The sequence below is a fragment of the Ferrimonas senticii DSM 18821 genome, assembly GCF_000422665.1.
Taxonomy (GTDB): Bacteria; Pseudomonadota; Gammaproteobacteria; order Enterobacterales; family Shewanellaceae; genus Ferrimonas; species Ferrimonas senticii.
This window is the reverse complement of the sequence record NZ_AUGM01000001.1, coordinates 492170-504385: the sequence shown is the minus strand read 5'-3', so window position 1 is coordinate 504385 and position 12216 is coordinate 492170. Positions and strand designations below refer to the sequence as shown.

General features: G+C 53.6%; 11 protein-coding genes and 1 tRNA gene. 8 read left to right on the top strand and 4 right to left on the bottom strand.

Annotation, left to right across the window (positions count from 1 at the left end; genetic code table 11):
- The first annotated feature begins 36 nt into the window (after positions 1 to 36).
- From G506_RS0102330 to G506_RS0102295, 8 genes are all read left to right on the top strand, one after another.
- Positions 37 to 1209, top strand: coding sequence for a methyltransferase (locus G506_RS0102330; protein WP_051201831.1), 1173 nt, complete (start codon positions 37 to 39; stop codon positions 1207 to 1209).
- A gap of 105 nt (positions 1210 to 1314) precedes the next feature.
- The gene (locus G506_RS0102325; RefSeq protein WP_028115471.1) at positions 1315 to 1983 is read left to right on the top strand and encodes an ABC transporter ATP-binding protein; all 669 of its coding nucleotides are present in this window, start codon (positions 1315 to 1317) and stop codon (positions 1981 to 1983) included.
- Positions 1980 to 4328 (top strand): FtsX-like permease family protein, encoded by a 2349-nt coding sequence (locus tag G506_RS0102320; protein ID WP_169628061.1) that lies wholly within the window; start codon positions 1980 to 1982, stop codon positions 4326 to 4328. The genes G506_RS0102325 and G506_RS0102320 overlap by 4 nt, the downstream gene beginning before the upstream one ends.
- Complete coding sequence (locus tag G506_RS0102315) at positions 4325 to 5380, top strand: lipocalin-like domain-containing protein (RefSeq protein WP_028115469.1); 1056 nt, start codon at positions 4325 to 4327, stop codon at positions 5378 to 5380. The genes G506_RS0102320 and G506_RS0102315 overlap by 4 nt, the downstream gene beginning before the upstream one ends.
- A 58-nt stretch (positions 5381 to 5438) precedes the next feature.
- On the top strand, positions 5439 to 6629 hold the full coding sequence (locus tag G506_RS0102310) for an amino acid aminotransferase (protein WP_028115468.1): 1191 nt from the start codon (positions 5439 to 5441) through the stop codon (positions 6627 to 6629).
- A 103-nt stretch (positions 6630 to 6732) separates the two neighbouring features.
- Positions 6733 to 7074, top strand: a complete 342-nt coding sequence (locus G506_RS20275; protein WP_084631082.1) for an Hpt domain-containing protein — start codon at positions 6733 to 6735, stop codon at positions 7072 to 7074.
- A gap of 115 nt (positions 7075 to 7189) precedes the next feature.
- A tRNA-Cys gene (locus tag G506_RS0102300) sits at positions 7190 to 7263 on the top strand.
- 231 nt (positions 7264 to 7494) lie between these two features.
- Positions 7495 to 7815, top strand: coding sequence for a MarR family winged helix-turn-helix transcriptional regulator (locus G506_RS0102295; RefSeq protein ID WP_028115467.1), 321 nt, complete (start codon positions 7495 to 7497; stop codon positions 7813 to 7815).
- 84 nt (positions 7816 to 7899) lie between these two features.
- Here the strand turns inward: G506_RS0102295 and G506_RS0102290 are convergent, their stop codons facing one another.
- From G506_RS0102290 to potA, 4 genes are all read right to left on the bottom strand, one after another.
- The gene (locus G506_RS0102290; RefSeq protein WP_051201828.1) at positions 7900 to 8940 is read right to left on the bottom strand and encodes an extracellular solute-binding protein; all 1041 of its coding nucleotides are present in this window, start codon (positions 8938 to 8940) and stop codon (positions 7900 to 7902) included.
- A gap of 207 nt (positions 8941 to 9147) precedes the next feature.
- On the bottom strand, positions 9148 to 9924 hold the full coding sequence (potC, locus tag G506_RS0102285; RefSeq protein WP_205619453.1) for a spermidine/putrescine ABC transporter permease PotC: 777 nt from the start codon (positions 9922 to 9924) through the stop codon (positions 9148 to 9150).
- Entirely contained in the window at positions 9921 to 10772 is an 852-nt protein-coding gene (gene potB / locus G506_RS0102280; protein ID WP_028115464.1) for a spermidine/putrescine ABC transporter permease PotB, read from the bottom strand. Before potB ends, potC begins: the two co-directional genes overlap by 4 nt.
- Positions 10756 to 11868 carry a spermidine/putrescine ABC transporter ATP-binding protein PotA gene (potA, locus tag G506_RS0102275; RefSeq protein WP_035386968.1) on the bottom strand — a complete coding sequence of 371 codons (1113 nt, stop codon included), beginning with the start codon at positions 11866 to 11868 and terminating at the stop codon, positions 10756 to 10758. The genes potB and potA overlap by 17 nt, the downstream gene beginning before the upstream one ends.
- Between the last annotated feature and the right edge of the window lie 348 nt (positions 11869 to 12216).

Here is a 12216-nt window from a genome sequence, read left to right as displayed (position 1 = left end):
AGCACTCGCTGCCTTTTTTGCTTTTTGAGAGTCGTCATGCACGCTTCGCAATTACAGCAGCTCACAGAGCTGCTAACTTGTCACCGCAGTTTGTGGTGGCACTCCTGCTATCAAAATCTCAACCCGGATTGGCTGCAGACGCACCAACAATTGGGTGGCTGGCTGTTGGCACTGACCGATGAGCAAGTGAAAACCTTTGAAGACGACCATGATCAACTGATCAATGCTGCCAGCGCGTGGTTGCCAGAACTATCTGCATTGCAATCGCTGTGGCAACAGCCTGTGACCGAGGCGCCATTGCCAAAGGCCATTAATCCGCGCCAATTTGCCCATGTGCCTGGGCGAAAACTGGAACAGATCAGCCAGTTTGTGGCGGCGTTACCGGCGAGCAACGGCAGGTTGCTTGAATGGTGTTCCGGCAAAGGGCACTTAGGGCGGATGTTTGCGCTGCAACATGATGCCACCATTACATCAGTGGAGTACGATCAGCAACTTTGCGATGACGGTGCACAACTGGCACAGCGCAGCGGTGTTAATCAGCAAATGCTGTGTGTCGACGCGCTTTCCGAGGCCGCCAGCGGCACCGTCATTGGTCAACAACGGGCGGTGGCCTTGCACGCTTGTGGCGATCTGCATCTGCGCTTGTTGGCACTGACCCGTGCGGCGGGCACCGAACAGGTGGCGATCAGCCCTTGTTGTTATCACTTAACCCAAATGCCGCGCTATCGGCCATTGTCGGGCGCAGGGCAAGCGCTGGATTTTGAAAAGTCGCACCTACGCTTAGCAGTAGCGCAAACCAGCACCGCGCCACTGCGGGTGCAGCGCTTACGCGCCCAAGAGCTTAGCTATCGCTATGGTTTACAAGCGTTACTGGCGGATCTGCTGCAAGCCCAGCCGTTGCCGTCATTCTCTAAAAAAGTGTTGAGTGGCGAATTCAGTGACTTTTGCCACTGGGCCGCTGGCGAGTTGGCGCTGTCGCTGCCCGCTAACGCCGATTTTGCCGGTTACCTTGCCCAAGGCAAGCAGCAGTGGCATCGCTATCGGCGCTTGGAACTGGCTCGACAACTGTTTCGGCCGGCGATCGAGATGGCACTGGTGCTGGATCGAGCCTGCTATATGGAAGAGGGCGGCTACAGCGTTAGCCTTAGTCGTTTCTGCCATGCTCGGCTAACTCCTCGGAATATCCTACTTTTTGCAGTGAGACACTGATCACATCTTTCCCTTATTGGCGTAAGGTTATTTGGCGTAGCGGATAACGCGAAATAACCATTGGTCAGCGCATTAAGCGCTTTCGCAGTCGATAGGGGACCTGGCGTGGTTACACTGGAAAAGCTTCGATTTACTCGCAAAGACGGCGACAGTGAACGGTTGATCCTTGATAGCATCGATCACCAATTTGCGGCCGGTGCACAGGTGGCGCTGACCGGTGACTCTGGCGCTGGTAAAACCACCTTGTTGAGGCTGATCGGTGCCTTGGAGCCGCTGCAACAGGGTGAAATTCAGGTTGCCGGCAAGCCGCTGTCACAACTCAATCCTGCCGAGCGCGCCCGCCAACGCCGCAGCCAAGGGATGGTGTTCCAGGACTGTCGGCTACTTTCAACCCTATCCGCCCGTGACAATATCTTGCTCTCCTACCAACTGGCGGGCGGCCAAGGGCAACCGCCGTTGCTGCCACAACTGCTGGAACAGCTTAATATCGGTCACGTGATCGATCGTTTGCCGCAAAGCCTATCCGGTGGCGAGCAGCAACGGGTTGCCATCGCCCGCGCACTTATCCACCGGCCGGCGTTAGTACTGGCCGACGAACCAACTGGTAACCTTGATAGCGATGCGGCGGATAATGTTTGCCAACTGCTGCAGCAGCTGTGCCACCAACAAAATGCCACCTTGATAATGGTTACCCACAGCTTGCGCTTGGCTAAGCGCTTTGAAAGCCAATGGCAGTTACGCAATGGCAGCCTCAATGCGGTGGCCGGTGCATGACTATCTCACAATGGCTAATGCTTTCGTTGGGCGAGTGGCGCCGCCACTGGCAGTTGTATCTGTGGCTGCTGCTGGGGTTGGTGTTGGCGGCAGCGCTGTTTAATGGTGTCGAGAATCTAAATCGGGCGGCCAACAGCAGTTTTCAAACGGCGGAACAAACCAGCAAGCAAGCGCCAGGCTTTCGGATCTATTCGCTGTCGCCTGGCCACCAAATCAGCCGTGACTTTTGGCTTCAGCTGCGCCGCCATGGGATCGCTGCCGAGCCGGTATTGATCGGTCAAATTCAACTGGATGATAACCAGTGGTTACCACTACGGGGGCAGTCACTGCCAAATATTACTGGCGGCGATCACTGGCAGACCCTTGCAAGTCAAAGCACCATCAATCGATTGGCCGTTGACGAGCGTGGCCAAGTTCGCAGTCGTAGTGGTCAGACGTTACCACCGTTGACCGCTATCGATGGTGTTGGGGGGTGGCTAATGATGGACATCGCTCCCGCGGCGGCGCTGCTCGGCAGTGGTGAGATGGTGACATTACTTGAGATCGCGACACTGTCGGCGTCACAGCAGCAGTGGTTACAGCGTAATTTACCGGCCGATCTGCAGCTGCGGCAGCAACAAGCCGAAGAGTCACGGCCGCTGTTGGCAGCGTTTAGTCTTAATCTACGTGCCCTGGGGCTGCTGAGCTTTTTGGTCGGTGGTTTATTGGTGCTGCACGCCGTTTCCAGTTTGCTGGATCATCGCCAGCCGCGATTGGCGATTTTAAGCGAACTTGGCGTCACCCGAGCGCAACTGCTGTGCTGGTCGTTCAGCGAACTGGTGCTGTTAAGTCTGCTGTGCGGCATTTTGGGGGCGGTGCTGGGACTCCATTTGGCGAACTGGCTGGCACCCGGGGTCGAGCTGACGTTAACCATGCTGTATCAATCCGATAGCGTGTTAACCCTTAATTGGGATTGGTCGCAGGCAGGGCGGTCAATTTTAATGATCGGTCTGACGTTGGCATTGCTGGTGGTATTGCAACTAACCCCGGCCAAGCGCCAGCGTCAATGTGGCCAACTGTTGCTGCTGCCGCTGGCGATGATGGTGCTGTGGCTAACCAGTCGAGCGCAAACCCAAGGGCAATCGCTGCTGTTATCGGCATTGACGGTGCTGCTGGCGATCATCGTTCTGCCCAATTTACTGGCGTGGTTACTGCAGCTGCTCAGTCGCATGTTGCCGCTTATTGGCCAACGCGAACGGGTATTAAGCCGCTGGACCATTGCCGATCTGATGGCCCATCGGCAGGGCCTAAACACCGCGCTGATTGCCATCACCTTGGCATTGGCGACGGCGGTGGCTACCCGAATTTTGACCGGATCGTTCGCGGTGGCGCTGGATGGCCATCTGCAACAGCGGTTGTTTGCTGTGGCCTATATCCACGGCAGCGGCGCGCAATTACTCAATTGGCAGCGGCAACTGGCCAACATCGATAGCATTACCGACATCAAAAGCTTAAGTCAGCGCAGCGGCCAATATCTAGGTCAGCCGCTGCAGATAAAAGTGATTGAATCCCGCCAGCAGCCCAGTGATACCTTTCACTTTAAAGCGGTCGAGCCAAAGTGGTGGCAGGCGGCGGCTAACGGCCAGTGTTTGATCAACGAGCCGATGGCGTTACAGCAAGGGCTTAGCCTTGGGCAGTCGATCCGCTTTAACAGTGGCAACAGTGAAATCGGTTGCCGCATAGCGGGGATCTACTACGACTACGGTAATCCGCGCTGGGAAATTTCCCTTGAGCGTGGGTTTGGTGTGGCGCAAATGGGCGAGATGCCGCTACTGGGGCTGGGCATCCAAACCACGAGCATGCAATTTAACCCACAAATTGAACAGCATCTGTTGGCGCTGGGGATCCCTCACGGCGCGATCAACTGGCAGCAACAGGTGTTGGACACCGCGCGCTCGCTATTTAGCCGCACCTTTGCCATCACCGACGCGCTGGCCTGGCTGACCCTTGGGGTTGCGATGTTAGCGTGGATCGCCAGCTTGATGGCGCAGTGGCGCCGCTGGGGCGACAGCAACCAACTGCTGGCCACCTTGGGCATCGAACCGCGCACATTAAAGCTGTTGCGACTGGCGCAGTTGGGATTATTGCTGATTATTACTTTGGCCTTTGCGGCGGCGCTGGGGATGCTACTTGGTTGGCAGCTGCTGGCGCGTATTAATCCTTTATCCTTTGGTTGGAGCATGCCGATTGAGTTCTCAGCTGGCCAGTGGTGGCTGTGGATCGTGGTGGTGCTGGTTAGCACCTTAGCGCTGGCGATGTTGCCACAGAGGCAACAGCAACTGCCGGCAAGAGGAGAGTGGCAATGAACCAGCGGATAACCGATGCTGCAGTGTTGGCCATAATTGTGGCGCTAATGGGCTGCCAACCTGCGGAAGATCTCTCGCAAACGGCCAGTATTGGTAAAACCGTTGAGCCGGGGCAAGTGCTGAACTTCCCCAAAGACCACGGTGCTCACCCGGAATACGGCTTGGAGTGGTGGTATCTGACTGCCAATCTGTGGGATCAGAATGCCGATCATCATGGCTTGCAATACACCTTGTTTCGTTTTCGTGGGCCACAGCAGCAACAGGGCAGCTGGTGGGATGGCCAGTGGTATATGGCGCATCTAATGTGGGAGCATAACGGCCAGCATCAAGCGTGGGAGCGCTTTGGTCGCAAAGGCCAAGCGGGGATCAACGCTGTGCCCTTTGCTGCGTGGTTGGATAACTGGCAGTTGGCGAGCGTTGGTAGCGAGTATCTGCCGCTCAATTTAACCGCCAGTCAAGACCAACTGGCCATTGATATCCAATTTGCTGATTCGCCCAAAGTGCTGCACGGCCAAGCCGGATTTAGCGACAAAAGCGGCGATGGCTCGCTGGCATCGTACTACTACAGTTATCCGCGTTTGCAGGCATCAGGGACATTGCGGGCTGATGGCGTTGAGTACCAGCTTAGCGGCAGCGGCTGGCTCGATAGGGAATGGTCATCGGCGCTGCTGGATCAACGCTTTAATGGTTGGGATTGGCTGTCGATTAACCTTGATGACGGCAGCAATGTGATGGTGTTTTGTCTGCGTGGCAGTGGCGATCAGGCCAACAACTGTGAAGGCAGTTTTATTGATGGTACCGGTAGCAGTGAAGCACTGCATCAGTTTGCGCTAACGCCAACAGAATTTGTCGAACTTGACGATGGCCGCTACCCGATTCAATGGCAGCTCAAGATCCCTGACAAAGCAATTGATATCACAGTTAAAAGTCGCAACAGCGATCAGCGCAATCAGTTAACCACCAACTACTGGGAGGGGCCAACAGTGGTCAGTGGTAGCCACGATGGTTATGGCTTTATAGAGATGACAGGGCGGGGCGCAGAAAAAGGATAACCACTGACCGCAGTGGGTGGTAAAGTTAGCTCGCATTTGTTCACTGAACTCTACAACCATGTTTGAAAAGATAAAATTAGCCCCTGCCGATCCAATCCTTGGTCTTAATGAAGCGTTTAAAGCGGAAACTCGCGATAACAAAATCAACTTAGGCGTTGGTGTCTACAAAGACGATTTGGGGGCAACCCCAATCCTTAAGTGCGTTAAAAAAGCCGAAGCGCTGATGCTTGAGCAGCAACAGACCAAAGGCTACCTTGGCATCGATGGCCACGGCGCTTATCGTGAAGCGGTACAAACCTTGCTGTTTGGTAGTGACCATCCGGTACTGGCGCAAGGCCGTAGCCGCTGTATCCAAGCGCCGGGCGGTACTGGTGCGCTGCGGATCGCCGGCGAGTTTATCAAAGACAACTTGGGCGATAAAAAAGTTTGGATCTCCAACCCAAGCTGGGCCAACCACCATCAGATTTTTGCTGCTGCCGGCCTGACCACCGCTGAGTACCGTTACTACGACGCCGCAAACCGCAGCATCGATTTTGCTGGCATGCTGGCGGATCTCGATAAGCTGTCTAGTGATGATGTGGTGGTGCTGCACGGTTGCTGTCACAACCCAACCGGCATCGATCCGACCTTAGAGCAGTGGCAACAACTGGCTGCCAGTGCCAAGGCGCGCGGTTGGCTGCCACTGTTCGATTTCGCTTACCAAGGTTTCGCCACCGATGTTGATGCCGACGCCGCTGGTCTGCGCCACTTTGCTGCCGAAGTGCCAGAACTGCTGATCGCCAACTCGTTCTCGAAGAACTTTGGTTTGTACAACGAGCGCATCGGCGCCATGACCATCGTTGCCGCCAGCAGTGACGCCGCCGAATGCGCTCTGTCGCAAGCCAAACGGGCCGCTCGCGCTAATTACTCCAACCCACCAGCGCACGGCGCTGAGGTGGTTGCCACTATTTTGGCGGATGCCGAGCTTAAAGCGCTGTGGTTGCAAGAACTGGCACAGATGCGTGATCGCATCAAACTGATGCGCACCGCTTTGGTTGATGGCCTGGCCAGCGCCGGTATCGATTTCGATTTTGGTTTTATCCAGCAGCAAAACGGCATGTTCAGCTTCTCTGGCCTAAACCCAGAACAAGTGGCCAAATTGCGTGAACAGCATGGCATCTACATTGTTGGCTCTGGCCGCATTAACGTGGCTGGGATCACCAGTGACAACTTGCCGCACCTGATCGCTGCCATTAAGGCGGTTTGGTAAGGTCGTTTCATCCAGCAAAGGAGCCAAATTGGCTCCTTTTTTGTTGGCGCAAGTTAGCCACAGCAACCACACTGTCAGTGAGGTCGTGACAGGGAAAGCAACCATGACATTACTGATGGATCAACACAAATTGCAGCAGATGGCCGAAGATGCCGGTGAAGAGATGTTGCCAATGCTGGTCGCCATTTTCGTTGAGGAACTGGCGCAAAGCGAAAGCGAACTGCGCCAGTGCCATGACGGTCAGGTGGCGGCGATTGCTCACAAAGTCAAAGGTTCGGCATCGACCTTTGGGGCGGAATCGTTACGGTTGGTTTGCAAAGAGTTGGAATACGTTGCCAAGGGGGATTTGAGCGGCGATGTCAGCCAATTGAAATCCCGCTGTTTAACGACGATGGCGGCGACCCTCGCTGAGTACCAACAATTTACTGCTGAACAAATGCACTAATTTAGTGAAAAACTTTGATTTAATTCAAAGTTCAAACTACTTGCGACTAATAGTGATTGCCGCGCCAGTACGGCTTTGGTTTAATGCCGCCATCGCAACAGCGAGTAATACATTTGGCGCGTTGGCAGAGTGGCTATGCAGCGGATTGCAAATCCGTGGACCTCGGTTCGACTCCGGGACGCGCCTCCATATTTTGACAGAAAGGCTCAAACTTCGGTTTGGGCCTTTTTGTTATTTGATGCGCGTCAAGAAACTGTGCAAAAGTCAATGAATCGACACCGTGCGCCAGATAAATGACGAGGTGTTTGAAGAAAATCCCCATACAATAACAGTTGCAACATTTGGTGGTGTTCCGCTGGTGACTGAATCGTCAGCACCTGAGGTAGCGCTAGAAACAGAACACGTTGGATGCCAAAAACTATGGAACTGTTACGTTTGGAAAAGTTGGCTCAGACCGCAAAGCACTTTGATCTTGAGCTTAACATTAATCAGCTGTGGGCTTTTATCATGGTGTGTCGCAACGAGGGGATCTCCTCTAGCGAATTGATGCAACAAACCGGCTTGACCAAAGCCACTGCCAGTCGCGCTCTGCGTTTGCTGGCTGATAAAGTTGATCCGCATCGCGACGGTTACCACATGATTGAACTGCGCCATGATCCCAAAGATTATCGCGTTCGTCGCGCTTACCTGACCACTAAGGGTCTAGAGGTGCGCAGTGCTCTTGAACAAGCTATGCAATAACAACGATAACGATACAAAAGCAAAAAGAACCAATAAATAAGGGGAGCCAAATGGCTCCCCTTATGTTGTTGTGCTTAGGGTTGATTACATGCCCGCGCGCAGCTTGTCCCAGTAATCTGAGTAGATCTGGACTGCATCGCCGATATCGGATTGGAACTCACCGGCCTCAATCACTTCCGCTGGTGGGAAGATGATTGGGTTTTGTGAGAACGCCGGATCCATCAGTTCGCGGGCGGTTTTGTTCGGAGTAGGGTAACCGGTCATTTCACTAACCTTGGCCGCTACTTCTGGGCGCAGCAGGAAGTCGATCATCTTGTGTGCCGCTTCCACGTTTTCCGCACCGGCAGGGATGGAGATGTTATCCATCCAGAAGATCGCGCCCTCTTTCGGGTAGATCATGGTGATCGCTGGATCTTCTTTTTGCGCTTCAAAGGTCGAACCGTTCCAGATCATCCCCAACGAGGTGTCACCAGCAACGTAAGGCGCGCCAGGGTTGTCGGAGTTGAAGGTCAAGGCGTTTGGCATCAGCTTGCGCAGCAGTTGGTAAGCTTCTTCAATCTGCTTTGGATCGGTGCTGTTGGTCGAGTAACCCAGAATGCGTAGCGCCATATGGAACACTTCACGCTGGTCGTTCATCAGCATCAATTGGCCTTGCCACTTTGGATCCCACAGATCTTGCCAGCCGGTGATGGTGCTTGGATCGATCTCATCGGTGTGGATACCAATACCGGTGGCGCCCCAGATGTATGGGATAGAGTAAGTGTTGTTAGGATCGTACTCTTTGTTCAGCATCGCCGTCTCCAAGTGTTTGAAGTTGCTTAGCTTAGATTTGTCGATTGGTTGCAGCAGACCCACATCGGCCATTTTCTTAACGTAGTAGGTGGAAGGCACAACCAAGTCGTAACCTTTACCTTGTAACTGATCCAGCTTGGCGTACATCATCTCGTTAGAGTCGTAGGTGGTGTAAATCACCTTGATGCCAGTTTCCTGTTCAAATTCTTGCAGCAGGCCGTCTGGAATGTATTCAGACCAGTTATAGAAATACAGCACGTCATCTTTGGCGGCAGCGCCAGTGGCGGAGATCGCCAAAACAGCAGATAACAGTGTCTTTTTCACTAGGTTCATTATTTTTACCCTTTATGTGGATCGTACAGTGCTTAACGGGTTTCAACGCCACTCAAACCAACCATTGCTATCCTATTACTGGTTTAAACCGCTTCACTCGGCGTTGTTCAATTTGCTGTTAGAGCCGAGCTAGCAGCGGCATTGAACGTCTTGATTGAAGCGGTTTCTCCGGCGTACTAGAAAAACACTTGGATGATTTAAGCGGCTTTAGGCGCTGTGTTTTTGTTTTAAAAGAAATTGCGAAATCGCAACCAATACCAGCGACAACAACAACATCATTGCCGCCAATGCGTTAACAGACGGGTTAACACCGATTTTAACCATCGAGAATACCTTAAGTGGCAGGATCTCGAAGCTTGGTCCGGTCACAAACGAGCTGATGATCACATCATCCAGTGACAGGGTGAAACTTAATAACCAACCGGCGGCCACCGCAGGAAAGGCCATCGGCACAATCACTTTGCGGAAAATTCGCCATTGGCTGGCGCCCAAGTCTCGTGCCGCTTCAATCAAGAACGGATCAAAGCCGGATAAGCGACTGTAGACGCTTACTACCACAAACGGCAGACAGAAAGTGATGTGGGCAATCAGCAACGACCAGAAGCCAAGGCTCACACCGGCGGCGATAAACAGCGCCAGCAACGATACCGCCATCACGATATCTGGCGATGCCATTACCACAAACAGCATGCCGTTGATGGCGTTTTTGCCACGAAAGCGGTAACGATGCAGCGCAACCGCCGCTAGGGTGCCAATAAGGGTAGCCAAGGTAGCGGCGACCACCGCAATCAGCAGCGAGTTAAAGGCCGCGTCCATCATGCTGCTGTTGTTAAACAGCGACTCGTACCACTTTACGGTGAACTCGCCCCAGCGGATGCCACTTTTGGTGCTATTAAATGAGTTAGCCACCAAGACGATGATGGGCAGATACAGATAGACAAACAACAGCGACAAAAAGCCCCATTTACCGATGCGTCCAATCATGATTTGGCTCCTTCGGTGGCCTTCATTGCACGGTAGTAGGCCAGCAGTAGTAGCGCCATTAGGCCGATCAAGCTAACGCTTAGGGCGGCACCGAATGGCCAGTTGCGAGCAACCAGGATCTGATCGCGGATAATGTTACCGATCAGCAAATTGCCGGCGCCACCGAGCAAGTCGGCGATGTAGAACATGCCAAGCGCCGGCAGGAACACCAATACACAGCCAGAGATCACCCCAGGCAGAGTCAATGGCCAAACCACGCGGCGGAAGGTGTACAACTTGGTGCTACCCAGATCACGGGCGGCTTCCAGATAGCTTTTTGGCAGTTTCTCGATGACCCCAAACAGCGGCAGGATCATAAATGGCAGCAGGATATACACCAGCGCCAAAATCACTGCGGCCTCGGTGTACATCAAGCGGATAGGCGCATCGATAATGCCAAGCTCCATCAGGCCCTTATTCAAGATCCCACGGTTGCCTAAAATCACCTTCATCGCGTAGGTGCGGATCAACGAGTTGGTCCAAAACGGCACGATGATCAAAAACAGCAGCAAGCCTTGAACGGGTTTCGAGCAGGTGTTGATCAGCCAAGCAGCAGGGTAGCCGACCAGCAGACAGATTAGAGTAGTGACCACCGCCAAGTAGAGCGAATGCAACAGTACCTTCGCGTACAGCGGATCAGCCAATTTGGCGTAGCTATCTAAAGAGAACTCCGGACGGATCAGCTCTTTGACGTCACTGGTTAAAAACGATGCCGCCAGCACCATTAAGTTCGGGAATAGCACGAACAACACCAACCAAGTGGTCAGCAGCCCGAGGCTTAACCACTTAAACTTATCGCGCACCTTCATAAGGCAGCACCACCTCCCAACTAGGAACCCAAGTGATGGCGACCTGTTGACCCAAGCTGTGGTCAAAATCAGGATCGTCTTCGTCAAAAAATTCGGAAATCTGCAGTTGTTTGCCCGACTCCAGGGCGATCAGAGAATCCAAGGTCATGCCTTTGTAGTTGCGTTCCAGCACCTTGCCGCGCAGACCGGCCTCGGCGTCGCCGTTTTCCACTTCCACTAGGCGCATATCTTCTGGGCGCAGCAACACATGACAGTTATCACCGCTGCTGAGCGTCAGTTGCGAGTGCACGGTAAAGCGTTGTCCTTCGATGTTGACGCGGTAGCGATCGGCTTCGATGTGCTCGATAACCTCAGCATCGAAGATGTTAGATTCGCCGATAAAGCGGGCCACAAATAGGTTGGCTGGGCTTTCGTAAATCTCTCGTGGCGAGCCTTGTTGCTGAATTACGCCGCTGTCCATCACCACGATGCGATCAGACATCGACAGCGCTTCCTCTTGGTCGTGAGTTACGAACACGAAGGTGATGCCAAGTTGGCGTTGCAGACGTTTCAGTTCGATCTGCATCTGTTTGCGCAGCTTATAATCGAGCGCGCTTAAGCTTTCGTCGAGCAGCAGTAGCTTGGGTTTGTTAACCACCGCTCGGGCGATCGCCACCCGCTGTTGCTGGCCACCGGATAACTCGGATGGCTTGCGCTGGGCGTAACCGGCCAGCTGCACGATGTTCAGTACTTCGTTAACGCGCTCGGTCAACTCGGCTTCGGCTACGTTTTGGGTGCGCAGGCCGAAGGCGATGTTCTCAAACACCGACATGTGCGGGAATAGGGCGTAGCTTTGAAATACGGTATTGACGTGCCGCTGCTCAGCCGGAGTGTTGGTGATCTCTTTGCCAGCCAGCAGAATTGAACCGCCATCTAGGGTTTCCAGTCCGGCTAAGATCCGCAGCACAGTGGTCTTGCCACAGCCCGAAGGACCCAACAAGGTGACAAATTCGCCATCGTAGATGGTTAGGTCGAAGTTATTCAGGATGGTTTTGTCCCGATAGGACTTCTGGGCTGCCTTCAGATGCAGCAAGGGGGATGGGGCTTGTTTGCTCATCAACGGTATCATGCGGCCTGGGCCGCCTCGGCTAAGGGGTAAAACGGGAGCACGGATATTACGCCCAATGGCTTCTGTGCTAAAGCTATTTTTGGCCAGTGGGGCGGTTTTGTTGCTCCGGTTATGATAACGGCTAACGCTTGTTGCCGTCGTGATATCAATAGGTTGTTGGCTTTACAAATTTAGCTTGATTTGCCTTGTTTTTGTACCGTTGTGTAAGCAAATGTCGCCGCTTGGGGTTGCTGATCTCTTGGCCGTTTTGTCGATCGGCTAACCCCGTTATACTTAGCCATCGCTTTAATCTGTGCTTTGTCTTTGATGTTTAACCAGCAATTACTCTTTTCTACT

Coding starts and splice junctions, on each gene's coding strand:
- G506_RS20275 (WP_084631082.1), top strand. CDS start 6,733: ATGACATTACTGATGGATCAACACAAATTGCAGCAGATGGCCGAAGAT.
- G506_RS0102290 (WP_051201828.1), bottom strand. CDS start 8,940: ATGAACCTAGTGAAAAAGACACTGTTATCTGCTGTTTTGGCGATCTCC.
- potB (WP_028115464.1), bottom strand. CDS start 10,772: ATGAAGGTGCGCGATAAGTTTAAGTGGTTAAGCCTCGGGCTGCTGACC.
- G506_RS0102295 (WP_028115467.1), top strand. CDS start 7,495: ATGGAACTGTTACGTTTGGAAAAGTTGGCTCAGACCGCAAAGCACTTT.
- potC (WP_205619453.1), bottom strand. CDS start 9,924: ATGATTGGACGCATCGGTAAATGGGGCTTTTTGTCGCTGTTGTTTGTC.
- G506_RS0102315 (WP_028115469.1), top strand. CDS start 4,325: ATGAACCAGCGGATAACCGATGCTGCAGTGTTGGCCATAATTGTGGCG.
- G506_RS0102310 (WP_028115468.1), top strand. CDS start 5,439: ATGTTTGAAAAGATAAAATTAGCCCCTGCCGATCCAATCCTTGGTCTT.
- G506_RS0102330 (WP_051201831.1), top strand. CDS start 37: ATGCACGCTTCGCAATTACAGCAGCTCACAGAGCTGCTAACTTGTCAC.
- G506_RS0102320 (WP_169628061.1), top strand. CDS start 1,980: ATGACTATCTCACAATGGCTAATGCTTTCGTTGGGCGAGTGGCGCCGC.
- potA (WP_035386968.1), bottom strand. CDS start 11,868: ATGAGCAAACAAGCCCCATCCCCCTTGCTGCATCTGAAGGCAGCCCAG.